Source organism: Streptomyces sp. NPDC006610 (assembly GCF_040611575.1).
Classification (GTDB): Bacteria; Actinomycetota; Actinomycetes; order Streptomycetales; family Streptomycetaceae; genus Streptomyces.
Genome location: NZ_JBEXOP010000004.1, coordinates 205,789 through 231,074, shown reverse-complemented (window position 1 = coordinate 231,074; position 25,286 = coordinate 205,789). Strand labels below are relative to the sequence as shown.

The 25,286-nt window shown below is 70.0% G+C and carries 24 protein-coding genes, 4 tRNA genes and 1 pseudogene; 21 read left to right on the top strand and 8 right to left on the bottom strand.

Annotated elements, in window-relative coordinates; all coding sequences use genetic code 11:
• Positions 1 to 88 precede the first annotated feature (88 nt).
• The gene (locus ABZY13_RS05510; protein WP_356627547.1) at positions 89 to 664 is read left to right on the top strand and encodes an SMI1/KNR4 family protein; all 576 of its coding nucleotides are present in this window, start codon (positions 89 to 91) and stop codon (positions 662 to 664) included.
• Positions 665 to 762: 98 nt separating this feature from the next.
• On the opposite strand, the gene ABZY13_RS05505 is transcribed toward ABZY13_RS05510, so the two are convergent.
• Both ABZY13_RS05505 and ABZY13_RS05500 read right to left on the bottom strand, forming a co-directional pair.
• Positions 763 to 2,019 carry an APC family permease gene (locus ABZY13_RS05505; RefSeq protein ID WP_356627546.1) on the bottom strand — a complete coding sequence of 419 codons (1,257 nt, stop codon included), beginning with the start codon at positions 2,017 to 2,019 and terminating at the stop codon, positions 763 to 765.
• 290 nt (positions 2,020 to 2,309) lie between these two features.
• Positions 2,310 to 2,798, bottom strand: coding sequence for a YajQ family cyclic di-GMP-binding protein (locus ABZY13_RS05500; RefSeq protein WP_356627544.1), 489 nt, complete (start codon positions 2,796 to 2,798; stop codon positions 2,310 to 2,312).
• 223 nt (positions 2,799 to 3,021) lie between these two features.
• On the opposite strand from ABZY13_RS05500, the gene ABZY13_RS05495 reads away from it, so the two are divergent.
• Positions 3,022 to 3,103: transfer RNA gene (locus ABZY13_RS05495), tRNA-Tyr, on the top strand.
• A gap of 160 nt (positions 3,104 to 3,263) precedes the next feature.
• Here ABZY13_RS05495 and ABZY13_RS05490 read toward each other — a convergent pair.
• Positions 3,264 to 4,142: an AraC family transcriptional regulator gene (locus tag ABZY13_RS05490; RefSeq protein ID WP_356627543.1), complete on the bottom strand. Its 879-nt coding sequence runs from the start codon at positions 4,140 to 4,142 to the stop codon at positions 3,264 to 3,266.
• A gap of 188 nt (positions 4,143 to 4,330) precedes the next feature.
• Here ABZY13_RS05490 and ABZY13_RS05485 point away from each other — a divergent pair, with 188 nt between their 5' ends.
• Positions 4,331 to 4,558 carry a hypothetical protein gene (locus ABZY13_RS05485; protein WP_356627542.1) on the top strand — a complete coding sequence of 76 codons (228 nt, stop codon included), beginning with the start codon at positions 4,331 to 4,333 and terminating at the stop codon, positions 4,556 to 4,558.
• A gap of 11 nt (positions 4,559 to 4,569) precedes the next feature.
• Here ABZY13_RS05485 and ABZY13_RS05480 read toward each other — a convergent pair whose 3' ends face one another.
• The gene (locus tag ABZY13_RS05480; RefSeq protein ID WP_356627541.1) at positions 4,570 to 5,226 is read right to left on the bottom strand and encodes an SDR family oxidoreductase; all 657 of its coding nucleotides are present in this window, start codon (positions 5,224 to 5,226) and stop codon (positions 4,570 to 4,572) included.
• Between the two features lie 134 nt (positions 5,227 to 5,360).
• On the bottom strand, positions 5,361 to 6,602 hold the full coding sequence (locus ABZY13_RS05475; protein WP_356627540.1) for an amidohydrolase family protein: 1,242 nt from the start codon (positions 6,600 to 6,602) through the stop codon (positions 5,361 to 5,363).
• A 262-nt stretch (positions 6,603 to 6,864) separates the two neighbouring features.
• Between ABZY13_RS05475 and ABZY13_RS05470 the strand changes: the two genes are divergently transcribed.
• The 8 genes from ABZY13_RS05470 (at position 6,865) to ABZY13_RS05435 (ending at position 12,270) form a co-directional block, all read left to right on the top strand.
• Positions 6,865 to 6,937: transfer RNA gene (locus tag ABZY13_RS05470), tRNA-Thr, on the top strand.
• A 46-nt stretch (positions 6,938 to 6,983) separates the two neighbouring features.
• Positions 6,984 to 7,056, top strand: a tRNA-Met gene (locus ABZY13_RS05465).
• 88 nt (positions 7,057 to 7,144) lie between these two features.
• The gene (gene rpmG / locus ABZY13_RS05460) at positions 7,145 to 7,309 is read left to right on the top strand and encodes a 50S ribosomal protein L33 (protein WP_003948671.1); all 165 of its coding nucleotides are present in this window, start codon (positions 7,145 to 7,147) and stop codon (positions 7,307 to 7,309) included.
• Positions 7,310 to 7,556: 247 nt separating this feature from the next.
• The gene (locus ABZY13_RS05455) at positions 7,557 to 8,009 is read left to right on the top strand and encodes a MaoC family dehydratase N-terminal domain-containing protein (RefSeq protein ID WP_356627539.1); all 453 of its coding nucleotides are present in this window, start codon (positions 7,557 to 7,559) and stop codon (positions 8,007 to 8,009) included.
• Between the two features lie 4 nt (positions 8,010 to 8,013).
• A complete protein-coding gene (locus ABZY13_RS05450; protein ID WP_356627538.1) occupies positions 8,014 to 8,442 on the top strand; it encodes a MaoC family dehydratase in 429 nt (142 codons plus the stop codon).
• Between the two features lie 210 nt (positions 8,443 to 8,652).
• On the top strand, positions 8,653 to 9,231 hold the full coding sequence (locus ABZY13_RS05445; protein ID WP_356627537.1) for a TetR/AcrR family transcriptional regulator: 579 nt from the start codon (positions 8,653 to 8,655) through the stop codon (positions 9,229 to 9,231).
• A gap of 243 nt (positions 9,232 to 9,474) precedes the next feature.
• Positions 9,475 to 10,863 carry a DHA2 family efflux MFS transporter permease subunit gene (locus tag ABZY13_RS05440; RefSeq protein WP_356627572.1) on the top strand — a complete coding sequence of 463 codons (1,389 nt, stop codon included), beginning with the start codon at positions 9,475 to 9,477 and terminating at the stop codon, positions 10,861 to 10,863.
• Positions 10,864 to 11,214: 351 nt separating this feature from the next.
• Positions 11,215 to 12,270 (top strand): UDP-N-acetylmuramate dehydrogenase, encoded by a 1,056-nt coding sequence (locus ABZY13_RS05435; RefSeq protein WP_356627536.1) that lies wholly within the window; start codon positions 11,215 to 11,217, stop codon positions 12,268 to 12,270.
• Positions 12,271 to 12,344: 74 nt separating this feature from the next.
• Here the strand turns inward: ABZY13_RS05435 and ABZY13_RS05430 are convergent.
• The 3 genes and pseudogenes from ABZY13_RS05430 to ABZY13_RS05420 all read right to left on the bottom strand — a co-directional run.
• A pseudogene (locus ABZY13_RS05430) lies at positions 12,345 to 12,431 on the bottom strand (epimerase); the annotation flags it as partial.
• A gap of 21 nt (positions 12,432 to 12,452) precedes the next feature.
• Complete coding sequence (locus ABZY13_RS05425; protein WP_356627535.1) at positions 12,453 to 13,493, bottom strand: adenosine deaminase; 1,041 nt, start codon at positions 13,491 to 13,493, stop codon at positions 12,453 to 12,455.
• A gap of 127 nt (positions 13,494 to 13,620) precedes the next feature.
• Positions 13,621 to 14,847 (bottom strand): pyridoxal phosphate-dependent aminotransferase, encoded by a 1,227-nt coding sequence (locus ABZY13_RS05420; RefSeq protein ID WP_356627534.1) that lies wholly within the window; start codon positions 14,845 to 14,847, stop codon positions 13,621 to 13,623.
• Between the two features lie 281 nt (positions 14,848 to 15,128).
• On the opposite strand from ABZY13_RS05420, the gene ABZY13_RS05415 reads away from it, so the two are divergent.
• From ABZY13_RS05415 to rpoB, 10 genes are all read left to right on the top strand, one after another.
• Positions 15,129 to 15,201: transfer RNA gene (locus ABZY13_RS05415), tRNA-Trp, on the top strand.
• Between the two features lie 105 nt (positions 15,202 to 15,306).
• The gene (gene secE, locus ABZY13_RS05410) at positions 15,307 to 15,594 is read left to right on the top strand and encodes a preprotein translocase subunit SecE (RefSeq protein ID WP_356627533.1); all 288 of its coding nucleotides are present in this window, start codon (positions 15,307 to 15,309) and stop codon (positions 15,592 to 15,594) included.
• A 77-nt stretch (positions 15,595 to 15,671) separates the two neighbouring features.
• Positions 15,672 to 16,535, top strand: coding sequence for a transcription termination/antitermination protein NusG (gene nusG / locus ABZY13_RS05405; RefSeq protein ID WP_356627532.1), 864 nt, complete (start codon positions 15,672 to 15,674; stop codon positions 16,533 to 16,535).
• Positions 16,536 to 16,708: 173 nt separating this feature from the next.
• The gene (gene rplK, locus ABZY13_RS05400; RefSeq protein WP_003992325.1) at positions 16,709 to 17,143 is read left to right on the top strand and encodes a 50S ribosomal protein L11; all 435 of its coding nucleotides are present in this window, start codon (positions 16,709 to 16,711) and stop codon (positions 17,141 to 17,143) included.
• A gap of 77 nt (positions 17,144 to 17,220) precedes the next feature.
• Positions 17,221 to 17,946, top strand: a complete 726-nt coding sequence (gene rplA, locus ABZY13_RS05395) for a 50S ribosomal protein L1 (RefSeq protein ID WP_356627531.1) — start codon at positions 17,221 to 17,223, stop codon at positions 17,944 to 17,946.
• A 170-nt stretch (positions 17,947 to 18,116) separates the two neighbouring features.
• Positions 18,117 to 18,968: a hypothetical protein gene (locus ABZY13_RS05390; protein WP_356627530.1), complete on the top strand. Its 852-nt coding sequence runs from the start codon at positions 18,117 to 18,119 to the stop codon at positions 18,966 to 18,968.
• Positions 18,969 to 19,016: 48 nt separating this feature from the next.
• Positions 19,017 to 19,865 carry a DUF1396 domain-containing protein gene (locus tag ABZY13_RS05385; protein WP_356627529.1) on the top strand — a complete coding sequence of 283 codons (849 nt, stop codon included), beginning with the start codon at positions 19,017 to 19,019 and terminating at the stop codon, positions 19,863 to 19,865.
• A 295-nt stretch (positions 19,866 to 20,160) separates the two neighbouring features.
• A complete protein-coding gene (gene rplJ, locus ABZY13_RS05380; RefSeq protein ID WP_356627528.1) occupies positions 20,161 to 20,691 on the top strand; it encodes a 50S ribosomal protein L10 in 531 nt (176 codons plus the stop codon).
• A 114-nt stretch (positions 20,692 to 20,805) separates the two neighbouring features.
• Entirely contained in the window at positions 20,806 to 21,195 is a 390-nt protein-coding gene (rplL, locus tag ABZY13_RS05375; RefSeq protein ID WP_356627527.1) for a 50S ribosomal protein L7/L12, read from the top strand.
• Positions 21,196 to 21,786: 591 nt separating this feature from the next.
• Positions 21,787 to 25,272 carry a DNA-directed RNA polymerase subunit beta gene (rpoB, locus tag ABZY13_RS05370; protein WP_356627526.1) on the top strand — a complete coding sequence of 1,162 codons (3,486 nt, stop codon included), beginning with the start codon at positions 21,787 to 21,789 and terminating at the stop codon, positions 25,270 to 25,272.
• The last annotated feature ends 14 nt before the right edge of the window (positions 25,273 to 25,286 follow it).

Sequence of the window (25,286 nt, the reverse complement as noted above, 5' to 3'; positions counted from 1 at the left end):
GAGACGTCCACGCCCGCAATGTTTTCCACAGCCGCAGAGTTGTCCACAGGCCCGCACGATTGTCAGTGGCGCGCTGCATCATGAACCCATGACCGAGAACGAGCAGTTGCTGACCAGGGTGGAGGCCAAGGCCCGTAACACCCGCCCGTGGGGCTGGACTTCCCTGCCCGCACCCGTGGACGCCGACGCCCCGGCCCGGGCCGAGGCGGCCCTCGGCTTCCGCCTTCCCCCGCTGCTCGCCGAGTTGTACCTGCGGATAGGGGACGGCGGGTTCGGCCCGGAGTACGGTCTGCTGCCCCTGCTCGACAACCCGCCCGCGGGCGAGCCGGCCGCCGTCGTGCAGTACCTCGCCAACCGGGAGAGCGGCCGCAAAGACCCCGACTGGCCCTGGCCCGAAGGCGTGCTGCCGATATCCCACTGGGGCTGTGCCATGTACGCCTGCGTGGACTGCCTGGTCCCCGACGCCCCCGTCCTGCTCTTCGAGCCGAACGCGGACGAGGCCGGCCACGCCTGGTACGTGGACGCCCCCAGCCTCACCGCCTGGCTGCGCGCCTGGCTCGACGGCGACGGCTGGTACGAGCAGGTCAACGAGGGCATGGAGATGGCGCCCTGGTCGGACTTCCGCATACGCACGGCGGCTCCGCCGGCCGGCGAAGCCGTCTGACGGACGCCGTCCCACCAGGTTTCGAGGCGGCTCGGCTCCCTGCCGCACGGCCTCCCCATCTGTCCGCCTACCGGCACGTAGGGCACACACCGGCCTGCCTACGTATCCGCCTGCCTACCGGCCGCCCACCGCCGCACTCCGAACGCCAGGACACCCACCGCCAGCACCCCCGCTCCCACGGCCACCGAAGCCGTAGGCAGCGAGAACGCCAGCACCACGCATCCGAGCAGCCCCACCGCCGGAACCGCGCGCGCCGCCGGAGCCGTGTCGAGAGTCCAGGCCGATGCGTTGGCGACGGCGTAATAGGCGAGCACACCGAAGGAGGAGAAACCGATCGCGCCGCGCACGTCCACCGTGGCGGCGAGCACGGCGACCACCACGCCGACGGCCAGTTCCGCCCGGTGCGGGACCTGGAAACGCGGATGCACCGCAGCCAGCGCACCCGGCAGGTGACGGTCCCGTGCCATGGCCAGCGTGGTACGGGAGACACCCAGGATCAGTGCGAGGAGAGAACCCAGCGCGGCCACGGCCGCCCCGAACCGCACCACCGGCACGAGCCCCGGCACGCCGGCCGCACGGACCGCGTCGGCCAGCGGAGCCGTGGCCTGCCCGAGCGCTTCGGACCCGAGCACGGAAAGGACGGCGACAGCCACGAACGCATAGACCGCGAGCGCGATGCCGAGAGCGGTCGGGATCGCGCGGGGAATGGTGCGTGCGGGATCCCGCACCTCCTCGCCGAGGGTCGCGATGCGCGCGTACCCGGCGAACGCGAAGAACAGCAGGCCCGCCGCCTGAAGTACGCCCCCCAGCCCACCCGAGGCCCCGATGTCGAGACGTCCGGCGTCGGACTCCCCGGATCCCAGGCACACGACCACCACGGAAGCGAGGACGGCCAGGACCACCGCCACGATCGCCCGGGTCAGCCAGGCGGATTTCTGGACGCCGCCGTAATTCACCGCGGTGAGCGCCACCACGGCCCCGACCGCCACCGCGTGCGCCTGGTCCGGCCAGACGTACGCGCCCACAGTGAGCGCCATCGCCGCACAGGAGGCCGTCTTGCCGACCACGAACGCCCAGCCCGCGAGGTATCCCCAGAACACCCCGAGCCGCTCGCGCCCGTACACGTACGTCCCGCCGGAAGCCGGATAGCGGGCCGCGAGCCGTGCCGACGACATGGCGTTGCAATAGGCGACCACGGCGGCCACGGCCAGTCCGAGCAGCAGCCCGGAACCGGCGGCGCGGGCGGCGGGCGCGAGGGCGGCGAAGATGCCGGCGCCGATCATGGAGCCGAGACCGATGAGGACGGCGTCGCTCACGCCCAGGGTGCGGCGCAGTTCGGAGCCGGACTGTGTCATGGCCGCACCCTACTGAGGGCGGCAAGCACCGGATGCAGCCGCACCCACGGGCAGTGGAACACAGCGCGAACCCCCGACGTGGGAGAACCCGCCCCGGTACGCATCTGCCACCGGCCCACACCGACTCACGCCAGCCGCGACAGCGGGAAGGACCTCATGCAACTCACCAGCACCCAACCCACAGCCCCGCGGCAGCCGAGGGCGGCCCCGGCAGCCCGCTCGGAAGCCCTGCCACCTCATGGGAAGTCCCGCGAGAAGGGCGGGCGCGAGGGCCCACCCTTCCTCCCTGACTACCGGTAGTTCACAAACTGCAGTGCGAAGTCGAAGTCCTTGCCCTTGAGCAGGGCGATCACGGCCTGCAGGTCGTCACGGCTCTTGGAGCTGACGCGCAGTTCGTCACCCTGTACCTGGGCCTTCACGCCCTTGGGGCCCTCGTCGCGAATGATCTTCGCCACCTTCTTGGCGTTCTCCTGGGAAATGCCCTCCTCGATCGAGGCGAAGATCTTGTACTCCTTGCCCGAGAGCTGGGGCTCGCCCGCGTCCAGGGCCTTCAGCGAGATGCCCCGCTTGACCAGCTTGGACTGGAAGACGTCGAGGACGGCCTTCACGCGGTCCTCGGAGTTCGCCTCCATGAGGATCTTGTCGCCGGACCACGAGATCGAGGCGCCCACGCCCTTGAAGTCGTAGCGCTGCGAGATCTCCTTGGCGGCCTGGTTGAGGGCGTTGTCGACCTCCTGCCGCTCGACCTTGGAGACGATGTCGAAACTGGCGTCGGCCATGTGCTGTGGCTCCTTGTATCGGGGGGCGGATCGGGCGCGTAGCGGCGTACGCGAGGCGGTGGCCGGGCCCGTAGGGTTCCGGACCGCATCCGGACAAGCCTAGCCACCCACCGGCCTCCGAGCGCCGATCAATCCGGTGGCGGAGCACCCCCGAGCATCGGGTATTGTTTACGTCGTTGCCGGAGAGCACCGCCGAAAAGCGGTTCGAACGGCAGCAACCCCCGGCGGTGTGCCCGAGCGGCCAAAGGGAGCAGACTGTAAATCTGCCGGCTCAGCCTTCCCAGGTTCGAATCCTGGCGCCGCCACACGGGAGAACAAAGGGCCCGTGACCTGCTGCAAAGTAGGTCACGGGCCTTTTGGCATGCGCGCCTTTCAGTGACCTACAGCTTCCCGGCCAACCGGCCCGTCAGCGGGTCGGTGGCCCCCAGCCGCTCAGCCTTCGGCCTCCGCCTTTCGGTCCCGGCCTCAGCCGTCGGTCCCTCCCCGGGCCTCCTCCACCGGCAGCCACAGTTCCGCGTCGGCCTCCGTGCCGTCCGTTGAGAGGCTGGTGCGGAGGATTTCGGGGCCGGGGCGGCTGCGGTACGGGTTGGAAGGGAACCACTGGGTGAACACATCGCGCCACAGTTCCTGGATGGCCTGCGGGGCCGGGCCGGAAGTGGTGAACACTGCCCAGGCCCCGGCCGGGACGTCCAGAGCGGACATGCCCTCCGGAGCGGGGGCAGAGGTGATCACCGCCTGGTAGTAGTCGAGTTCCGTGCCCTCGGCACGGCTGGGGTCCAAGTCGTTGCAGACCGCGACGATCCCCTGGGGCTCCTGGTCCGACAGGCTCTCCAGGCGCTCCAGCGTCTGCGGGCCGATGCCGCGGACGAAGTCGATGATCGCCCGGTTCGGGCCCGAATGAACCAGCGGTACCCGGGCCTTGAGCCCGACGACCCGGAAAGCCGGCTTGTCCACGACGCGGTGACGCATGGCGGTACTCCCTTCGACGACGAGGCGGAAGGCCATCCGGGGCTGTGAGCTGAGCGTGGCGCCGGTGCGGCGTGCCTCGCCCGGGCCGACGCCGTGCATGGCACGGAACGCCCGTGCGAACGCCTCACCGGAGCCATAGCCGTAGCGCACCGCGATCTCCAGCAGCGTCTCCCGCGCCGCGAGGACCTCCGCGCCCGCGAGGGTGAGCCGCCGGCGCCGGATGTACTCCGACAGCGGCATCCCCGCGAGCGCGGAGAACATCCGGCGCAGGTGGTACTCCGACGTCGCCGCGATGCGCGCGAGTTCCGCCACGTCGATGGGCTGATCGAGGTTCCGCTCGATCTGCTCCATGGCCTGGTTGAGCCCGTCCAGCACGCCCCGTCTCCTTCCGCTTGACGCCCGTCACGCTAGGCGGCGGGGGTGGCGCCGGACCCGACATCCTGTGCCCGGTCCTGTCTGGTCGGCCGTCGCACCCAGTGAGGGCATCCCGAGGGCCCAGAGAGCCCAAAAGCCCAGGAGTCCGTCCGACCGTCGCTGTCAGTGGGACAGGGCACACTGGCGGCATGTCATCCGGTTCCGGTTCCGCACGCCGCAGGGTCTGCCCCGAGTGCCGTCGTGAGATCGCCGTCGTCGCGGGGCGGTTCGCGCGGCACGATCCGCCCGGTGCGAGGGACAGCGGGCAGCTCGTCTCGTGCCCGGGGTCGCGGCGGCATGCACAGCTCGGCGCGGCCCAGCCGTCCCTGGACGGGTACGTCGTACCGGACTTCTCGGGGCAGCTGCCCCTGTTCTGAAGTCTGGTCGCTCAGTTGCCCGCCACCGACTTCACCGCCACCGACACCGGCGTCGAACCGGAGACCAGCTCCAGCACCAGCCCCGCCGTCGCCGGCGTCTCCAGCAGTTCGGCGAGCACAGCTGCCACGTCGTCGCGCGGGACTGGGCCGCGGCCGGTGCGGGCCTCCAGCCGGACCAGGCCCGTGCCGGCGTCGTTCGTCAGCATCCCCGGGCGCAGGATCGTCCAGTCCAGGCCGTCCAGGCCGCGTACGTGGGCGTCCGCCTCGCCCTTGGCGCGCAGGTAGGCGTCGAAGACCTCGTCGCCCTCGTGGTCCGGGTCCGCGCCCATGGACGACACGATCAGGAAGCGCCGTACGCCGGCCCGGACGGCCGCGTCCGCGAACAGCACCGCCGCGCCCTTGTCCACCGTGGCCTTGCGGTCGACCCCGCTGCCGGGCCCGGCGCCGGCGGCGAACACCGCCGCGTCCGCGCCGCGCAACCGCTCGGCGACCTCCTCGACCGTGGCCGACTCCAGGTCCAGGACGACCGGTTCGGCGCCCGCCTCCCGCAGATCGTCGCCCTGCTCGGCGCGCCGGATGACGCCGGCCACCTCGTCGCCCCGCGCCGAGAGCAGCCGTTCCAGCCGGAGAGCGATCTGTCCGTGACCACCAGCGATGACAATGCGCATGCCTCCGACCGTACGCCTGTCCCGGACCGTGTGCCGTCCGCCTGTCCCGAACCCTGTGCCAGGCCTGTCGCGGACCGTGCGTCGGACGCCGCAACGGTCGCAGCCGGTGACCGGCGAGGGGGTGGCGCTTCCGCCTACGACACCTCGCCCCGCCCCTGCCGCGGCAGCCCCAGCTCCGCCGCCGCGGCAGAGTCGCAGTACTCCCGCACCGCGCTCGTCCGCGCCACCACACGCGCCCCGTGCACCACGATCCGGCTGTACGCCAGGGACAACGCCCCCGCCAGCCCGTCGCCGCGCACGGCCAGGAGTTCCGCCGGGAAGCCCGCCTCCACGCGCACCTCGGGCAGGCCCAGCGCCGCGCGGGCCGAGGCGCTGACCGTGTCGTACGCGTCCTCGGGGCTCAGCCCCTCACGGGAGGCCAGCAGGTACGCCGCCTCCAGCGGGTCGCCGCGGCCGACCGGGTTGGACACGTCGCGCAGGGCGCCGCTGCCGGCGGCAACGCGCACGCCCGCGGCGCGCAGCAACCGTACGGGAGCCGCTCCGCGCTCCTGAACGCCCCCGCAGCCGCCCTGCGGCAGGCACACCACGGTCACTCCGGCGGCGGCCAGCCGGTCCGCCGTGCGTCCGGCGGCCGTCTCGGGCAGCCGGGCCAGGGCGCCGCACGGGCCGACCGTCACGCCGGGACGCAGCCCGCCGGCCATCGCGGCGAGCCGGGCCAGACGCGCCGGGTCGGCGGCGTCGGTGTGCAGATCGACGGGACGGCCGTGCTCGGCGGCGACCTCCAGGACAGCCTCCACGTATCCGGTCGGATCGGGGTCCAGATCCGGACAGCCGCCCACCGCGCAGGCGCCCATCTTCAGCGCGTCCCGCAGCATCGCGAGCCCGTCGGCCCCCGCCACGCCCGTCAGGACCCTCGGCATCGCCACCGTCGTCAGGTCGATGAGGCCCCGCAGCGACCGGCGTGCCCGCAGAACGGCGGTCAGCGCGCCCAGCCCGTGCACCTCGCCCAGGCGCACATGCGCGCGCACCGCGGTGGCCCCGTGCCCGAGGTGCAGCAGCGCCGCCTCGGTGGCCCGGCGCTGGACGTCCCGCGGGTCGTACGAGACCGGGCCGGCGTCCGCGGACAGCGCGGTGTCGGCGTGCGTGTGCGGGTCGGCGGGCGCCGGGAGGAGCAGATAGCCCTTCAGGTCGACCCGGGTTCCGGCGCCCCGCGCCCCGGCCAGGCTGCCCGCCGTGCCCACGGCCTCGATACGGCCGCCGCTCAGCCGTACGTCCACGGTCCGGCCGTCGGTCAGGCGCGCCCCGCACAGCAACAGGGCGGCCGTGTCTCCCGAGGACGACGACAAGTGGGGTGGCCGGGGCCGGCTGTCGGGCATCGTGCTCCAGAGGCTCAGTTCCGGGGGGCTCGGTTCGGGGGCTGGGTTCTGAGGCGGGGCTGTCGTGGGACGGACGGGGAGGGGGAGGGGAGGGACCTTCGCAAGATCACGCAGAGTGAGTCGAGCCTAGGACGGAGGTGGGCGCGGGGCGTGGAGGAGGGCAATAGTCGTACCGGGGGCGCGGCGGTGCGGTGGGGGTCCGCGGAGGGCGGGAAACGGATTTGGGTGAACGGCTGCCGAGCGTGTAATGTCTTCATCGCTCGCCCCAATAGCTCAGTCGGCAGAGCGTCTCCATGGTAAGGAGAAGGTCTACGGTTCGATTCCGTATTGGGGCTCTGGTGTGAGAGGTTCCCGTCGCAAGGCGGGATCCGATCGCATCGCAGCGGTGTAGCTCAGTCGGTAGAGCAAGCGGCTCATAATCGCTGTGTCACCGGTTCAAGTCCGGTCACCGCTACTGACAGTAGCCGATTGCGGGGTCGGTCCTTCGATCGGCTACTCTTTCTTGCGTTGAATTAACCACCCGTTCGTCAAGGAGCACTCACGTGGCTGCCACCGACGTCCGCCCGAAGATCACGCTGGCCTGCGTGGAGTGCAAGGAGCGGAACTACATCACCAAGAAGAACCGGCGTAACAACCCGGATCGTCTTGAGATGAAGAAGCACTGCCCCCGCTGCAACGCGCACACCGCTCACCGCGAAACGCGCTGACGCAGGCCCGTACATCTCGGTCGTACAGAACACCAGTTCAATCCGTACGTCTCGATCCAGTACGTCACGTACATCACGTACGTAACCAGTACGACGTTCATCAGGCCGCCCCCGCACTTCGGGGGCGGCCTGATGGCGTTCCCGGCCACCCTTCGGTCAGCGCGGCCCCCGGGCGCACTGCGGCGTCGCGCCCGCCCTTTTATACGGTGTTCCCGGCCAACCAGCAGACACCAGGAGGTGCCGAGCCATGGCGCTCGACCAGTCCTTCGTGGGGCGGACCTACCCGCCCACCGACCCCTACGAGGTGGGCCGGGAGAAGATCCGTGAGTTCGCGGAGGCGGTGGGAGACGCCAACCCGGCGTACACGGATCCCGAGGCCGCCAAGGCATTCGGCCACCCCGACGTGATCGCGCCGCCCACCTTCGTGTTCTCCATCACCTTCAGGGCGGCGGAGCAGGTCGTCGCCGACCCGCAGCTGGGCCTCGACTACGGCCGGGTCGTGCACGGCGACCAGAAGTTCGTCTACAGCCGGCCCGTGCGCGCCGGTGACCGGCTGACCGTCACCTCGACCATAGAGGCGATCAAGTCCCTGGCCGGCAACGACATCCTGGACATCCGCGGCGAGGTGCACGACGAGTCCGGCGAGCACGTCGTGACCGCCTGGACCAAGCTGGTGGCCCGCGCGGCCGAGGAGGCGTGAGCAGATGACCGCCACGATCGCGTACGACGACATCGAGGTCGGCGCCGAACTGCCCGCGCAGACCTTCACCGTGACCCGGGCCACACTCGTCCGGTACGCGGGCGCATCCGGGGACTTCAACCCGATCCACTGGAACGAGAAGTTCGCCAAGGAGGTGGGCCTGCCGGACGTCATCGCGCACGGCATGTTCACCATGGCCGAGGCCATCCGCGTGGTCACCGACTGGATCGGCGACCCGGGTGCGGTGGTCGAGTACGGTGTCCGCTTCACCCGGCCCGTGGTTGTCCCGAACGACGATCAGGGCGCCACGATCGAGGTCAGCGGCAAGGTCGCGGCCAAGCTCGACGACAACACGGTCCGCGTGGACCTCACGGCGACCAGCGCCGGCCAGAAGGTGCTGGGGATGTCGCGGGCGGTCGTACGGCTGGCCTGACCCGAGTGGTGCGAGGTGTGCGAGGTAAGGGGCGTCGGGAATGGCCGGCGCCCCTTACCCGTGCCTGCACCCGTCTGCCCTTCGGCCGATCCGTCGGTTCTTGACGGCTCCTTCTGTCCTTCGACGGCTTCGTCTGTCCTCGACCGCTTCCTTCTGTCCTCCCACTGCTCCTGTTGACTCCGTTAGTGATTGAGCACTAACTCTGTTCCCATGGTCAGGATGAGCGCGGATGAGCGACGGGAGAGCGTCGTGCGAGCGGCGATCTCCGAGTTCGCGCGGAACGGGTACTACGGCACATCCACCGAGGCGATCGCCAAGCGCGTCGGGGTCTCGCAGCCGTACCTCTTCCGGCTCTTCCCCGGAAAGAAGGCCATCTTCCTGGCGGCGGCCCAGCGCTGCATGGCGGACATGCGGAACTTCTTCGCCGAGGCCGCCGGTGAGCGGACGGGTGAGGACGCCCTGCATGCCATGGCGGACGCGTACACGCGGCTGATCGCGGAGCAGCCCGAGCGGCTCCAGATGCAGTTGCAGACGTACGTCACCGTGGCTGCGGCGGAGGCTGCCGGGGATCACGAGTTCGGTGAGATGGTCCGGCGGAGCTGGATGGAGCTCTGGGACACCGTGCACGTGCCGCTGGGCGGAGACACGAAGGAGACGACGACCTTCATGGCCTTCGGCATGCTCGTCAACACCCTCGCGGCCATGGGGTTCCCGCCCGACCATCGGGTCTGGGAAGGGCTCTACCCCTCCGCGCGGGTCACCGGGGAGCTCAAGAAGGGGCAGGGGTAGTCCGTCGTCGGCGCGCCTGGTCCACGGCGCGTGAGTCCTTCGGGTCCTTCCGCGGCCATAAAAGTTAGTCATTAATAACTAACAAGAACAGTCGACCGAATCAGCTCTGGGGGAGCCATGTCACCAGTTGCATCAGCCGGACCAGCCGGGTCAGCCGGATCGGAGACCGCCGCACACACCACCACCGCCCAACAACGCGCCCGAGCCGTCTGGGCCCTGGTGATCACCAGCGTCGCCGGCTTCATGGCGAGCCTCGACAATCTCGTCGTCACCACCGCCCTGCCCTCCATCCGCGAGGACCTCGGTGGCGCCCTGCACGACCTCGAGTGGACCGTCAGCGCCTACACGCTCACCTTCGCCGTGCTGCTGATGTTCGGCGCGGCGCTCGGCGACCGCTTCGGCCGGCGCCGGCTGTTCCTCGTCGGCCTCGCCGTCTTCACCGCCGCCTCCGCCGCCGCGGCCCTCGCGCCCGGCATCGACTCGCTGATCGCCGCCCGCGCGGTGCAGGGCGTCGGCGCGGCCGTGATGATGCCGTTGACGCTCACCCTGCTGACGGCGGCGGTGCCGGCCGACAAGCGGGGGATGGCGTTCGGGATCTGGGGGGCCGTCAACGGGCTCGCCGTCGCCTCGGGGCCGCTGATCGGCGGCACCCTGACCGAGCACATCTCCTGGCAGTGGATCTTCTGGCTGAACGTTCCCCTCGGCATCGCCCTGCTGCCGCTGGCCCGGCTGCGGCTCGCCGAGTCGTACGGCGCCGGCGCCCGGCTCGACGTGACCGGCACGTTGCTGGCCAGCGGCGGTCTGTTCGGGATCGTGTACGGGCTGGTGCGCGGGCCGGCCGACGGCTGGGCCGACCCGGTCGTCCTGACCGGCCTGTTCGCGGGCGCCGCCCTGCTCGCCGGGTTCGTGCTGCACGGCGTCCACGGGCGCAACCCGATGCTGCCCATGCGACTGTTCCGCTCGCGAGCCTTCGCCGGGATCAACGCGGCGAGTCTGCTGATGTTCCTCGGCATGTTCGGGTCGATCTTCCTGCTCAGCCAGTACATGCAGGGCGTCCTCGGCTACTCGCCCACCGAGGCGGGGCTGCGCATGCTGCCGTGGACCGGGATGCCGATGCTGGTCGCGCCGATCGCGGGCATCCTGTCCGACCGGATCGGCGGCCGGCCGGTCGTCGCGGCGGGCCTCTTCCTCCAGGCGGCGGGTCTCGGTTACCTCGCCCTCGTGGCGACGGCCGACGCCTCCTACGCCTCCCAGCTGCCCGGCCTCGTCGTCAGCGGCATCGGGATGGCCCTGTACTTCGCGCCCGCCTCGGCGTTGGTGATGTCCAGCGTCGTCCCCGCGGAGCAGGGCATCGCCTCCGGCGCGAACAACGCGCTGCGCGAGGTGGGCGGCGCGCTCGGCATCGCGATCATGTCGTCGATCTTCGCGGCGCAGGGGGGCTACGAATCGTCCCAGGCCTTCGTCGACGGACTGCGCCCGGCGATCGCCGTGGGCGCGGGGGTGGTCGCGCTGGCGGGGGTTGCGGCGCTGGTCATACCCGGTCGGCGGGGTGGCGCGTCCACCGATGCCGGGTCGGGGTCCGAGGGCGGTGCCGGGCGGAAGGCGGTGGAGATGGAGGCGGTGGGGCGCTGAGCGGGCGCCTGCCCGGGGTGTGGGTGGGGGAGGCCGGGTGCGGGGCCGGGGTTCCGGTCGCCGCCCGTCCCCCCGCCGCGCCCACCGCGCCATGCTCTGCCGCGCCCTCCGCGCCGCGCCCCTCCGCGCCCTCCGCGCCGCGCCCCTCCGCGCCCTCCCGCGCCGTGCCGCCCACGCCCCACTCCGCGGCCCGTACTCCTCAACCCTCAGCCTCACCCTGCGGCCGCCCCCCAACGCAGTCGGCCTCACCCCGCGGCCGGCCCCCCAACGCGGCCGGCCTCCCCACGAGGTCACCCTCACCCCCCAGCCCGACCCCGCAAGCCTGTCAGTCCCGTCTCGTAGTCTTGGCCCGTGCACGTACTTCACGACGCCCCCCTCGCCCCGCTGACCACCTTCCGGCTGGGCGGACCCGCCGACCGGCTGGTCACCGCGACGACCGACGCCGAAGTCGTCTCGGCCGTGCGCGAGGCCGACGCGGCCGGGACGCCGCTGCTGGTCATCGGCGGCGGGTCCAACCTGGTCATCGGCGACGCCGGGTTCGCCGGCACCGCCGTGCGGATCGCCACGCGCGGCGTCGAGCTGGCCGGCACGCGGCTGGAGCTGGCCGCCGGCGAGGTGTGGACCGACGCGGTGGCCCGCACCGTGGAGGCCGGGCTCGCCGGCATCGAGTGCCTCGCCGGCATCCCCGGCTCGGCGGGCGCGACGCCGATCCAGAACGTCGGCGCGTACGGCCAGGAGGTGTCGTCCACGATCACCGAGGTGATCGCCTACGACCGCCGGACCCACGAGACGGTCACGCTGTCGAACGACGAGTGCGCGTTCTCCTACCGGCACAGCCGCTTCAAGGCCGAGCCCGACCGGTACGTCGTCCTGCGCGTCCGGTTCGAACTGGAGGACGCCGGAGGGCTGTCCGCGCCCCTGAAGTACGCCGAGACCGCCCGCGCCCTCGGCGTCGAGCCCGGCGAGCGCGTGCCGCTGGCCGACGCTCGCGAAACCGTCCTCAAGCTGCGCACGGGCAAGGGCATGGTCCTCGACCCCGAGGACCACGACACCTGGTCCGCCGGGTCGTTCTTCACCAACCCGATCCTCACCGAGGCCCAGTTCGCCGCGTTCCGCGCGCGCGTGAAGGAGCGCCTGGGCGAGGACGCCGAGCCGCCCGCCTACCCGGCGGGGGAGGGGCACACCAAGACCTCCGCGGCCTGGCTGATCGACAAGGCGGGGTTCACCAAGGGGTACGGCAGCGGACCCGCGCGCATTTCCACCAAGCACACCCTCGCCCTCACCAACCGCGGCGGCGCGTCCACCGAGGACCTGCTGGCGCTGGCCCGCGAGGTCGTCGCCGGCGTCCGCGAGGCGTTCGGGATCATCCTGGTCAACGAGCCGGTGACGGTCGGCGCGAGCCTCTGAGCCGACGCGCCTTTGAGGAGCAGCCTCACGCCCTCGGGAGCGAGACCACGCCCTCAGAACGCCACGCCCGCGGCTCAGTAAGCCACCCCCACCCCCTGTTTCACGGTCGCCGGGTCGTCGATCATCGACAGCATCGCGTGCGCCACGTCGGCTCGGCCCACCAGGTTGCCCGCGCCGCGCCCTCACCCCACCGGCGAGGTCAGCCAGGCGTCCACCCCGGCCAGCAGCTCGGCCTTGGTCTTCTCGGGCGCCGCGGAGGCGCGGATCGACTGCCGGGCCAGTTCCGCCAGTTCCTGGTCGGAGAAGCCGTGGCACTCCCGCGCGAGGTCGTACTGCGCCGCCAGCCGGGAGCCGAACAGCAGCGGGTCGTCCGCGCCGAGGGCCAGCGGAACGCCCGCCTCGAACAGGGTGCGCAGGGGGACGTCCTCGGGCTTCTCGTAGACGCCGAGGGCGACGTTCGACGCGGGGCAGACCTCGCAGGTCACGCTCCGGTCGGCGAGCCGCTTCAGCAGGCGGGGGTCCTCCGCCGCCCGCACCCCGTGGCCGATCCGGTGGGCGTGCAGGTCGTCGAGGCAGTCGCGGACGGACGCCGGGCCGGTCAGCTCGCCGCCGTGCGGGGCCGACAGCAGCCCGCCCTCACGGGCGATGGCGAACGCGCGGTCGAAGTCCCGTGCCATGCCCCGCCGCTCGTCGTTGGACAGCCCGAAGCCGACCACGCCCCGGTCCGCGTACCGCACCGCCAGCCGGGCCAGCGTGCGCGCGTCCAAGGGGTGCTTCATCCGGTTCGCGGCCACCAGCACCCGCATCCCCAGACCGGTCTCCCGCGCCGCCGTGTCCACCGCGTCCAGGATGACCTCCAGCGCCGGGATCAAACCGCCCAGCCGGGGCGCGTACGACGTCGGGTCGACCTGGATCTCCAGCCAGCCCGAACCGTCCTTGAGGTCCTCCTCCGCGGCCTCCCTGACCAGCCGCTGGATGTCCTCGGGCTCCCGCAGGCAGGACCGCGCCGCGTCGTAGAGCCGCTGGAAGCGGAACCAGCCCCGTTCGTCCGTGGCCCGCAGCTGCGGAGACTCGCCCTTGGCCAGCGCGTCCGTCAGCGCGTCGGGCAGCCGCACCCCGTGCTTGTCGGCCAGTTCCAGCAGGGTGCCGGGCCGCATCGATCCGGTGAAATGCAGATGCAGATGGGCTTTCGGCAGCTCAGAGACATCACGTACACGCTCCATTCCCAGATCCTGCCGTACGACGACCGTGTCCGGGTACCGCTTTCCCCGTACGTGCGCGTGCTCGCACAAAAAACGGGAGCACCCGGGACCGAGACCGGCCCGAGTGCTCCCGCGGTGGCGGCGGACGTCAGTCCCGCGCCTCCGCCAGCAGCTTCTGGATCCGGCTCACGCCCTCGACCAGGTCCTCGTCACCGAGCGCGTACGACAGCCGCACATAACCCGGCGTGCCGAAGGCCTCGCCCGGGACGACCGCCACCTCGGCCTCCTCCAGGATCAGCGCGGCCAGCTCCACCGAGTCCTGCGGACGCCTGCCGCGGATCTCCTTGCCCAGCAGGCCCTTCACCGACGGGTACGCGTAGAACGCGCCCTCGGGCTCCGGGCAGACCACGCCGTCGATCTCGTTGAGCATCCGGACGATCGTCCGGCGGCGGCGGTCGAAGGCCTCCCGCATCGTCGCCACCGCGTCGAGGTCGCCGGAGACCGCGGCGAGCGCCGCCGCCTGGGCGACGTTCGAGACGTTGGAGGTGGCGTGCGACTGGAGGTTGGTCGCGGCCTTGACCACGTCCTTCGGGCCGATGATCCAGCCCACGCGCCAGCCGGTCATGGCGTACGTCTTGGCCACGCCGTTGACGACGATGCACTTGTCGCGCAGCTCGGGCAAAAGCGCGGGCAGCGACACAGAGACGGCGTCGCCGTAGACCAGGTGCTCGTAGATCTCGTCCGTGAGCACCCACAGGCCGTGCTCCACGGCCCAGCGGCCGATGGCCTCGGTCTCGGCCTCGGAGTACACCGCGCCGGTCGGGTTCGACGGCGACACGAACAGGACGACCTTCGTCCGCTCGGTGCGGGCGGCCTCCAGCTGATCCACGCTGACGCGGTAGCCGGTGGTCTCGTCGGCGACGACCTCGACGGGGACGCCGCCGGCCAGCCGGATCGACTCCGGGTACGTCGTCCAGTACGGCGCCGGGACGATGACCTCGTCACCCGGGTCGAGGATCGCGGCGAACGCCTCGTAGATGGCCTGCTTGCCGCCGTTGGTGACGAGGATCTGGGACGCGTCGACCTCGTAGCCGGAGTCGCGCAGCGTCTTCGCGGCGATCGCGGACTTCAGCTCGGGCAGGCCGCCGGCCGGCGTGTAACGGTGGAACTTGGGGTTCTTGCAGGCCTCGATCGCGGCCTCGACGATGTAGTCCGGAGTCGGGAAGTCGGGCTCACCGGCGCCGAAACCGATCACCGGCCGACCGGCGGCCTTCAGTGCCTTGGCCTTGGCGTCCACGGCGAGGGTGGCGGACTCGGAGATCGAGCCGACGCGGGCGGAGACCCGGCGCTCGGTGGGAGGGTTGGCAGCGCTCATGGGGCCATCGTTCCAGACCCGAAACGCGCCCGGCACACGGGTTTCACGGACTGAACAGCTCCGGGCAAACCACTGAACAACTGTCCGGAACCATTCGGTGGCCTGGGTGATCTTCCGCCCAAGTACGGCCGATCTTCGCCCCGCGCGGTTCTCACGGGCACTTTCTGTTCGACGCCCGGCCCAGGAACACGTACACTCTCACCTCGTTGGCCTTCGGCGGCCGCACTCAGCCGGTGCACATCGAGCACCCGGTCGGATGCGGTACGTTGGTGGGCAGACAAAGGGTCGTAGCTCAATTGGTAGAGCACCGGTCTCCAAAACCGGCGGTTGGGGGTTCAAGTCCCTCCGGCCCTGCTCCACACACCGCCAGGATGTGTGCGCAGGTACGTACAGCAATGCACCGCCGTGCGGCTCAGACCGGGCGCGGCACGGCCACGACCCGGGATCAGGTGAGGATGCATGACGGACGCCGTGGGCTCCATCGATACGCCTGATGCACGGGACGAGGCGCCGGAGTCCCAGAAGAAGACCCGCAAGGGCGGCAAGCGCGCCAAGAAGGGCCCGCTGAAGCGCCTCGCGCTCTTCTACCGGCAGATCGTCGCCGAGCTTCGCAAGGTCGTATGGCCCAGCCGGAATCAGCTGACCACGTATACGACCGTGGTGATCATCTTCGTGGTCATCATGATCGGCCTGGTAACCTTGATCGACTACGGGCTCGACCACGCCGCGAAGTACGTCTTCGGCTGAGCCAAGAGCGAAGGGCGCCCTGACCGGCGCCCCTTTCGCGTGTTCCACCCCTATGTATCCAGGAAGAAGCAGCCACAGTGTCTGACCCGAACCTGAACGACGCAATCGAGCCGGATGCGTCGGTGGATGACGAGCTCGACATCGTCGAGGGCGCGGACGACCTGGACGAGTTCGAGGCTGCCGACGCCGAGGCCGGGGAGCCCGCGGAGGAAGACGCCCTGCACGTCGAGGACGCGGACGAGTCCGTCGAGGACGACGAGACCGAGGACGACGACGAGACCGAGGCCGAGGCCGCTTCCGAGGAGGAAGAGCCCGCCGAGCCCGTCGACCCCGTCGCCGCCCTGCGCGAGGAACTGCGCACCCTGCCCGGCGAGTGGTACGTGATCCACACCTACGCCGGCTACGAGAACCGGGTGAAGACCAACCTGGAGCAGCGCGCCGTCTCGCTGAACGTCGAGGACTACATCTTCCAGGCCGAGGTGCCGCAGGAAGAGGTCGTCCAGATCAAGAACGGCGACCGCAAGACGATCAAGCAGAACAAGCTCCCGGGTTACGTCCTGGTCCGCATGGACCTGACGAACGAGTCCTGGGGCGTCGTCCGCAACACGCCGGGCGTCACCGGCTTCGTGGGCAACGCCTACGACCCGTACCCGCTGACCCTGGACGAGATCGTCAAGATGCTCGCCCCGGAGGCCGAGGAGAAGGCAGCCCGCGAGGCCGCAGAGGCCGAGGGCAAGCCGGCGCCGCAGCGCAAGGTCGAGGTCCAGGTGCTGGACTTCGAGGTGGGCGACTCGGTCACCGTCACCGACGGCCCGTTCGCCACGCTCCAGGCCACGATCAACGAGATCAACGCCGACTCCAAGAAGGTCAAGGGCCTCGTGGAGATCTTCGGCCGCGAGACCCCGGTCGAGCTGAGCTTCGACCAGATCCAGAAGAACTAGCCCTTCTGGACCACCCACCGCTTCCGGCCAGGTCGGGCGGGCTCTCGGAGCCTGCCTGACCTGCTCGGTTTTTGGCCGCGCATCCATACCCGTTATCGTTGTGCGGTATGCCTGCATCCGGGGGAGTCTTTCCGGGCGCGGGCAGGACCCGAATCGAAAGGACCCGGAGAGCCATGCCTCCCAAGAAGAAGAAGGTCACGGGGCTCATCAAGCTCCAGATCCAGGCCGGCGCCGCCAACCCGGCCCCGCCGGTCGGCCCCGCGCTGGGTCAGCACGGCGTGAACATCATGGAGTTCTGCAAGGCCTACAACGCCGCGACCGAGTCGCAGCGTGGCTGGGTGATCCCGGTGGAGATCACGGTCTACGAGGACCGCTCCTTCACCTTCATCACCAAGACGCCGCCGGCCGCCAAGATGATCCTGAAGGCCGCGGGCATCGAGAAGGGCTCCGGCGAGCCGCACAAGACCAAGGTCGCGAAGATCACGCGCGACCAGGTCCGCGAGATCGCCACCACCAAGATGCCCGACCTCAACGCCAACGACCTGGACGCCGCCGAGAAGATCATCGCCGGCACCGCCCGTTCCATGGGCGTCACGGTCGAGGGCTGAGCCCCAACCTTCCATCAGCAGTAGTGGCAGGGCCTGCTCGGCCCGGACCACGACTCCTAAGAACCCCAGGAGCAGTAGTGAGCAAGCGCAGCAAGTCTCTCCGCGCTGCGGACGCCAAGATCGACCGGGAGAAGCTCTACGCCCCGCTCGAGGCCGTCCGTCTCGCCAAGGAGACCTCCACGACCAAGTTCGACGGCACCGTCGAGGTCGCCTTCCGTCTGGGTGTCGACCCGCGCAAGGCCGACCAGATGGTCCGTGGCACCGTGAACCTTCCGCACGGCACCGGCAAGACCGCCCGGGTCCTGGTCTTCGCGACCGGTGACCGTGCCGAGGCCGCGCGTGCCGCGGGCGCCGACATCGTCGGCGCCGACGAGCTGATCGACGAGGTGTCGAAGGGCCGTCTGGACTTCGACGCCGTCGTCGCCACCCCGGACCTCATGGGCAAGGTCGGCCGCCTCGGCCGCGTGCTCGGTCCGCGTGGTCTGATGCCGAACCCGAAGACCGGCACCGTCACTCCCGACGTCGCCAAGGCCGTCACCGAGATCAAGGGCGGCAAGATCGAGTTCCGCGTCGACAAGCACTCGAACCTGCACTTCATCATCGGCAAGACGTCGTTCGACGACACCAAGCTGGTGGAGAACTACGGCGCCGCGCTGGAGGAGATCCTCCGTCTGAAGCCGTCCGCCGCCAAGGGCCGGTACATCAAGAAGGCCGCCATCACCACCACGATGGGTCCCGGCATTCCGGTCGACCCGAACCGCACCCGCAACCTCCTCGTCGAGGAGGACCCGGCCGCGGTCTGAGCCCGACGGCTCGCCCAACCGGTCACGGGCCCCGCACCTTCCGAGGTGCGGGGCCCGTCCCTTTTCGGCCACCTTCCCTTTCCGCCGCCGCCGGGCTCCGGTTGTCGGCGTGCTGGGTTAGCGTGCTCCCACGGACGAGCCGGCCGGACCTGCCGGGGGACGGGGGACGCATGACGAGGACGGGTGCGCGTACGGCCCTGGCCGTGGCCATGGTCGCCGCGCTGATGCCGCTGAGCGGCGGCTGCACCTCTGCCGACGAGCAGCGGGCCGGAGACGACAGGGCCACCCGCGCGAGTGCCCCCTCCGCCGCCGCGACCGCCGCCCTGCGCGCCGCCGAGCGGGCCACCGAGCGGGCGGCGTCCGCCCGGGTCCGGTCGGTCACCGCGATGGGCTCGCTGATGACCATGTCCGCCGACGGTGTCCTCGGCTGGAGCGACGGCATCACCGGCACCCTGACCCTCACCTACACCGGAGGCACGGTCGCCGACACCATGCGCCGCCTCGGCAGCACCTCGATGGAGGCCCGCTACCTGTCCGACGCGTACTACGCGCGCATGGGCGACGCGTTCGCCGCGCAGGCCGGTGGGCGGCACTGGGTGAAGTACGCCTACGACGACCTGGACGAGCTGGCGGGCAGCCAGGGCGCCCAGCTCCAGGAACAGATGCGGCAGACCACCCCGGACCGCTCCGTGCGGCTGCTGCTGGACTCGGGGGACGTGCGCGTGGTCGGCACGGAGACCGTCCGCGGCGAGCGCACCACGCGCTACGCGGGCACCGTCGACACCGAGGACGACGGCCTCGCCGCGCAGACCGTCGACCTGTGGATCAACGAGCGCGACCTGCTCGTCAAGAAGGTCGAGAAGGGCCGCACGGCCACCGGCGAGTCCACCCAGACCGCCTACTACAGCGACTACGGCGCCGAGGTCCGCGCCGAGGAACCCCCGGCCCACGACACCCAGGACGTCAGGGAGCTGCTGGACCGGCGGGCGAATTCCACGGAGCCCCCGGAACCGCTGGGATAGGCTCGCCGTCCTGCTGTGTATCGGCCATGCACTTCTTGGGGGCATTCGATGGGGCTATCTGTACGTGGACGGGGCGGGGCGGCCGGAGCCGGGCTCGCGGCGCTGCTGCTCGCCGGAGCGGTCGGCTGCGGCGCCGAGCAGTCGCCGGAGATGACGCCGGCGGCCGCGGTCGCCAAGGCCGCCGAGAACTCGGAGGACATCACCTCGCTCAGCTTCCGGATGACCGGCGAGATACCGGGCGAGGGCCGCGTCGAGGGCGAGGCCGCCATGAGCATGAAGCCCCAGGCCATGAGCATGACGATGTCCGTGCCGGACGACCCGGAGCTCCAGGGCGACGTGGAGATGCGGATGGTCGGCGGGCAGGTGTACATCGGCGGCGAGGCGATGGCCGAGCAGATGGACGGCAAGAGCTGGATGAAGTTCGACGCCTCCCAGATGGGCGGCGCCGGCGCGGGCCTCGGCGCCGACACCGGCGGCTTCGGCCCCGACAAGAACCCGGCCGCCGAGACAGGCTTCCTCACCGGCTCCGACGACCTGGAGAAGGTCGGCTCCGAGAAGGTCGACGGCGTGCAGACCACGCACTACAAGGGCACCCTCACCCTCGACCAGATGCGCGAGAGCCTGAAGGGCGAGGACAAGAAGACCCGCGAGATGCGCGAGAAGAGCCTCGAGCAGTACGAGGACATGGGCGTCGACGAGCTGGCCATGGACATGTGGATCGACGGCGAGGACCACACCAAGCAGGTCCGGATGCGCGCCGACGCCGACAAGGGCCCGCTGGACATGACCATCACCTTCCTCGACTTCAACCAGCCCGTCACCGTGAAGGCGCCGCCGGCCGACGACACCGTCGACCTCGCGGAGATGATGAAGGAGCTGGAGACGGCCGAGAGCTGAGCCCCGTACGACCGGATTTGCCTCGTGGCGATCCGGTCGCGTACGCTTCCACAGAAGCCAAAGACCGCTGGTCGTTGCCGTGCGCTCGCAAGAGGGCTCGGTGGCCGAAGGATCCGCTGAACTGCGGACGACCCGCGCAGGTGACTGTGGAATGTTGCTCCCGGACCGGTTCCGCTCGTGCGGAACCCTCTCAGGTCGAGCCACGCCCCGTGCGCCTGCGCCGGGGCGTTTCGTTTTCCCCAGTCCTCCTTCGGGTCCGCGCGGTCCGAATCACCCGGAAGGAGGCCGAGGCTCTATGGCGAGGCCCGACAAGGCTGCCGCGGTTGCCGAGCTGACGGACAAGTTCCGCAGCTCCAACGCCGCCGTGCTGACCGAGTACCGCGGTCTCACCGTGGCGCAGCTCAAGACGCTGCGCCGTTCGCTCGGTGAGAACGCCCAGTACGCCGTGGTGAAGAACACGCTGACCAAGATTGCGGCCAACGAGGCCGGGATCACGCTTGACGACCAGCTCTTCGCTGGTCCGACGGCCGTCGCCTTCGTCACCGGTGACCCGGTGGAGTCGGCGAAGGGTCTGCGCGACTTCGCCAAGGACAACCCGAATCTCGTCATCAAGGGCGGTGTCCTTGACGGCAAGGCGCTGTCCGCCGATGACATCAAGAAGCTTGCGGACCTCGAGTCCCGCGAGGTTCTGCTCTCCAAGCTGGCCGGTGCCTTCAAGGCGAAGCAGTCCCAGGCTGCCTCCGTCTTCCAGGCGCTGCCGTCGAAGCTCGTCCGCACCGTGGACGCGCTCCGTGCCAAGCAGGACGAGCAGGGCGGTGCCGAGTAATTCGGCTCGCTTTCCGGTTCTCGCCGCCTGAGGCGAGGGCCGACGCGGGCCCGACGTACGCCCGCCGCACCCAGTACATCCGGCACCTGCCGAATTAGTGGAAGGACCGCCATCATGGCGAAGCTCAGCCAGGAAGACCTGCTCGCGCAGTTCGAGGAGATGACCCTCATCGAGCTCTCCGAGTTCGTGAAGGCCTTCGAGGAGAAGTTCGACGTCACCGCCGCCGCGGCCGCCCCGGTCGTCATGGCCGGTCCCGGCGGTGGCGCCGGCGCTGCCGAGGCCGTCGAGGAGAAGGACGAGTTCGACGTCATCCTCACCGGTGCCGGCGACAAGAAGATCCAGGTCATCAAGGTCGTGCGCGAGCTGACCTCCCTGGGTCTGAAGGAGGCCAAGGACCTCGTGGACGGCGCCCCGAAGCCCGTTCTCGAGAAGGTCGCCAAGGACGCCGCCGACAAGGCCGCCGAGGCCCTCAAGGGCGCCGGCGCCTCCGTCGAGGTCAAGTAAGGTTCTCCGGCTCCGCCGGACCTTGCTGTAACGCTCGAGCGCCAAGGAGCGATCACCCAACCGGGTGGTCGCTCTTCGGCGTTTGTGGGGGCCCGGCTGCGCCGCCTTGCGGCGGTGGGGGCGGGGGGTAGGGTGATCTTCGTCGTGCCTCCCGGCGGCCCGCTGCGGCCCGCACGTGACGAGGGCGGCACCCGGTTCGGACCGGCGGGGCCTTGACGAACCGCACGCAGCGCGCAATTCTCAGGACGCGTCGTCACAAGGATCCGAATCCGAGGCATGGATCGGCGACGAAGAGGGCAGTATCAACGTGCGTTGAGGGCGTGGCCTTGTCGCAGGGGTTGAGGACAACGAGGGCAACGAGGGTTCCAAAAAGCCCGCACTGGACATCAGTGTGCCAAGTGGCTACACTGACCCTTTGCGCTGCCTGTTAGCTGTCCCCTGCCCGTCACCAGGGGCATGCCCTCGCTCCAGCACAGATGACCGGACCTTTCCGAGCTGGCCTTTCGGCCGGATCCCAAGGTTTCTGTCCCTGTGCGACGGTGAGGGACCGGTACGCGCGTAGTGAGTCCGAGCCCTCGGAAGGACCCCCTCTTGGCCGCCTCGCGCACTGCCTCGACCGCGAATACGAACAACGCTGCCAGCACCGCCCCGCTGCGCATCTCCTTTGCAAAGATCAAGGAGCCCCTCGAGGTTCCGAACCTTCTTGCGCTGCAAACCGAGAGCTTCGACTGGCTGCTCGGCAACGACGCGTGGAAGGCTCGTGTCGAGGAGGCTCTGGAAAACGGTCAGGACGTCCCCACCAAGTCCGGGCTCGAGGAGATCTTCGAGGAGATCTCCCCGATCGAGGACTTCTCCGGGTCGATGTCGCTGACCTTCCGCGACCACCGCTTCGAGCCGCCGAAGAACTCGATCGACGAGTGCAAGGAGCGCGACTTCACGTACGCGGCCCCGCTCTTCGTCACCGCCGAGTTCACCAACAACGAGACCGGCGAGATCAAGTCCCAGACGGTCTTCATGGGCGACTTCCCGCTCATGACCAACAAGGGCACCTTCGTCATCAACGGCACCGAGCGTGTCGTCGTGTCGCAGCTGGTGCGTTCGCCCGGCGTCTACTTCGACTCCTCCATCGACAAGACGTCCGACAAGGACATCTTCTCCGCCAAGATCATCCCCTCCCGGGGCGCCTGGCTGGAGATGGAGATCGACAAGCGCGACATGGTCGGCGTCCGCATCGACCGCAAGCGCAAGCAGTCCGTCACCGTCCTTCTGAAGGCGCTCGGCTGGACCACCGAGCAGATCCTCGAGGAGTTCGGCGAGTACGAGTCCATGCGCGCCACCCTGGAGAAGGACCACACCCAGGGCCAGGACGACGCGCTGCTCGACATCTACCGCAAGCTGCGTCCGGGCGAGCCGCCCACCCGCGAGGCCGCGCAGACGCTGCTCGAGAACCTTTACTTCAACCCCAAGCGCTACGACCTCGCCAAGGTCGGCCGCTACAAGGTCAACAAGAAGCTGGGTACGGACACCCCGCTGGACGCGGGCATCCTGACCGTCGAGGACATCATCGCGACGATCAAGTACCTGGTGAAGCTGCACGCCGGCGAGACCGAGACGGTCGGCGACAGCGGCGAGACCGTCGTCGTCGAGACCGACGACATCGACCACTTCGGCAACCGCCGTCTGCGCAGCGTCGGCGAGCTCATCCAGAACCAGGTCCGCACGGGTCTGGCCCGGATGGAGCGCGTCGTGCGCGAGCGCATGACGACCCAGGACGTCGAGGCGATCACGCCGCAGACGCTGATCAACATCCGGCCGGTCGTCGCCTCCATCAAGGAGTTCTTCGGCACCAGCCAGCTGTCCCAGTTCATGGACCAGAACAACCCGCTGTCCGGGCTGACGCACAAGCGTCGTCTGTCCGCGCTCGGCCCGGGTGGTCTGTCCCGTGAGCGGGCCGGCTTCGAGGTCCGTGACGTGCACCCGTCCCACTACGGACGCATGTGCCCGATCGAGACCCCGGAAGGCCCGAACATCGGTCTGATCGGTTCGCTCGCCTCCTACGGCCGCGTCAACGCGTTCGGCTTCGTGGAGACGCCGTACCGCAAGGTCGTCGAGGGCCGGGTCACCGACGAGGTCGACTACCTGACCGCCGACGAGGAGGACCGCTTCGTCATCGCGCAGGCCAACGCCACGCTCACCGACGACATGCGGTTCGAGGAGTCCCGGGTCCTGGTCCGCCGCCGTGGCGGCGAGGTCGACTACGTCCCCGGCGACGACGTCGACTACATGGACGTCTCCCCGCGCCAGATGGTGTCCGTCGCGACCGCGATGATCCCCTTCCTGGAGCACGACGACGCCAACCGCGCCCTCATGGGCGCGAACATGATGCGCCAGGCCGTTCCGCTGATCCAGGCGGAGTCCCCGCTCGTCGGCACCGGCATGGAGTACCGCTCCGCGGTCGACGCCGGCGACGTGGTCAAGGCCGAGAAGCCGGGCGTGGTCCAGGAGGTCTCCGCCGACTACATCACCACCGCCAACGACGACGGCACGTACATCACGTACCGCCTGGCCAAGTTCGCCCGCTCCAACCAGGGCACCTCGGTCAACCAGAAGGTCATCGTCAACGAGGGCGACCGGATCATCGCCGGCCAGGTCCTCGCCGACGGCCCGGCCACCCAGAACGGCGAGATGGCGCTCGGCAAGAACCTGCTGGTCGCGTTCATGCCGTGGGAGGGCCACAACTACGAGGACGCGATCATCCTGTCGCAGCGCCTCGTGCAGGACGACGTCCTCTCCTCGATCCACATCGAGGAGCACGAGGTCGACGCCCGTGACACCAAGCTCGGCCCCGAGGAGATCACCCGGGACATCCCGAACGTCTCCGAGGAGGTCCTCGCCGACCTCGACGAACGCGGCATCATCCGCATCGGCGCCGAGGTCATCGCCGGCGACATCCTGGTCGGCAAGGTCACGCCCAAGGGCGAGACCGAGCTGACGCCCGAGGAGCGCCTGCTGCGCGCGATCTTCGGCGAGAAGGCCCGTGAGGTCCGCGACACCTCGCTGAAGGTGCCGCACGGCGAGACCGGCAAGGTCATCGGCGTGCGCGTCTTCGACCGGGAGGAGGGCGACGAGCTTCCCCCCGGTGTGAACCAGCTGGTGCGCGTGTACGTCGCGCAGAAGCGCAAGATCACCGACGGTGACAAGCTCGCCGGCCGCCACGGCAACAAGGGCGTCATCTCCAAGATCCTGCCGATCGAGGACATGCCGTTCCTGGAGGACGGCACCCCGGTCGACATCATCCTCAACCCGCTGGGCGTCCCGTCCCGAATGAACCCGGGACAGGTCCTGGAGATCCACCTCGGCTGGCTCGCCAGCCGCGGTTGGGACGTCTCCGGCCTCGCGGAGGAGTGGGCGCAGCGCCTCCAGGTCATCGGCGCCGACAAGGTCGAGCCCGGCACCAACGTCGCCACCCCGGTCTTCGACGGTGCGCGCGAGGACGAGCTCGCGGGTCTGCTGCAGCACACCATCCCGAACCGCGACGGCGAGCGCATGGTGCTCCCGTCCGGCAAGGCGCGGCTGTTCGACGGCCGCAGCGGTGAGCCGTTCCCGGACCCGATCTCGGTCGGCTACATGTACATCCTGAAGCTGCACCACCTGGTCGACGACAAGCTGCACGCCCGTTCGACCGGCCCGTACTCGATGATCACCCAGCAGCCGCTGGGCGGTAAGGCCCAGTTCGGCGGTCAGCGGTTCGGCGAGATGGAGGTGTGGGCACTCGAGGCGTACGGAGCGGCCTACGCCCTCCAGGAGCTGCTGACCATCAAGTCCGACGACGTCACCGGCCGCGTGAAGGTCTACGAGGCCATCGTCAAGGGCGAGAACATCCCCGAACCCGGCATCCCCGAGTCCTTCAAGGTGCTCATCAAGGAGATGCAGTCCCTGTGCCTGAACGTGGAGGTGCTGTCCAGCGACGGTATGTCCATCGAGATGCGTGACACCGACGAGGACGTCTTCCGCGCTGCGGAGGAGCTCGGCATCGACCTGTCCCGGCGCGAGCCGAGCAGCGTCGAAGAGGTCTGACGGAGTCCGGCGGG

Coding starts and splice junctions, on each gene's coding strand:
- ABZY13_RS05510 (WP_356627547.1), top strand. CDS start 89: ATGACCGAGAACGAGCAGTTGCTGACCAGGGTGGAGGCCAAGGCCCGT.
- ABZY13_RS05505 (WP_356627546.1), bottom strand. CDS start 2,019: ATGACACAGTCCGGCTCCGAACTGCGCCGCACCCTGGGCGTGAGCGAC.
- ABZY13_RS05500 (WP_356627544.1), bottom strand. CDS start 2,798: ATGGCCGACGCCAGTTTCGACATCGTCTCCAAGGTCGAGCGGCAGGAG.
- ABZY13_RS05485 (WP_356627542.1), top strand. CDS start 4,331: ATGTCATCCGGTTCCGGTTCCGCACGCCGCAGGGTCTGCCCCGAGTGC.
- ABZY13_RS05480 (WP_356627541.1), bottom strand. CDS start 5,226: ATGCGCATTGTCATCGCTGGTGGTCACGGACAGATCGCTCTCCGGCTG.
- ABZY13_RS05475 (WP_356627540.1), bottom strand. CDS start 6,602: ATGCCCGACAGCCGGCCCCGGCCACCCCACTTGTCGTCGTCCTCGGGA.
- ABZY13_RS05455 (WP_356627539.1), top strand. CDS start 7,557: ATGGCGCTCGACCAGTCCTTCGTGGGGCGGACCTACCCGCCCACCGAC.
- ABZY13_RS05450 (WP_356627538.1), top strand. CDS start 8,014: ATGACCGCCACGATCGCGTACGACGACATCGAGGTCGGCGCCGAACTG.
- ABZY13_RS05445 (WP_356627537.1), top strand. CDS start 8,653: ATGGTCAGGATGAGCGCGGATGAGCGACGGGAGAGCGTCGTGCGAGCG.
- ABZY13_RS05440 (WP_356627572.1), top strand. CDS start 9,475: ATGGCGAGCCTCGACAATCTCGTCGTCACCACCGCCCTGCCCTCCATC.
- ABZY13_RS05425 (WP_356627535.1), bottom strand. CDS start 13,493: ATGGAGCGTGTACGTGATGTCTCTGAGCTGCCGAAAGCCCATCTGCAT.
- ABZY13_RS05420 (WP_356627534.1), bottom strand. CDS start 14,847: ATGAGCGCTGCCAACCCTCCCACCGAGCGCCGGGTCTCCGCCCGCGTC.
- secE (WP_356627533.1), top strand. CDS start 15,307: ATGACGGACGCCGTGGGCTCCATCGATACGCCTGATGCACGGGACGAG.
- rplK (WP_003992325.1), top strand. CDS start 16,709: ATGCCTCCCAAGAAGAAGAAGGTCACGGGGCTCATCAAGCTCCAGATC.
- ABZY13_RS05390 (WP_356627530.1), top strand. CDS start 18,117: ATGACGAGGACGGGTGCGCGTACGGCCCTGGCCGTGGCCATGGTCGCC.
- ABZY13_RS05385 (WP_356627529.1), top strand. CDS start 19,017: ATGGGGCTATCTGTACGTGGACGGGGCGGGGCGGCCGGAGCCGGGCTC.
- rplJ (WP_356627528.1), top strand. CDS start 20,161: ATGGCGAGGCCCGACAAGGCTGCCGCGGTTGCCGAGCTGACGGACAAG.
- rplL (WP_356627527.1), top strand. CDS start 20,806: ATGGCGAAGCTCAGCCAGGAAGACCTGCTCGCGCAGTTCGAGGAGATG.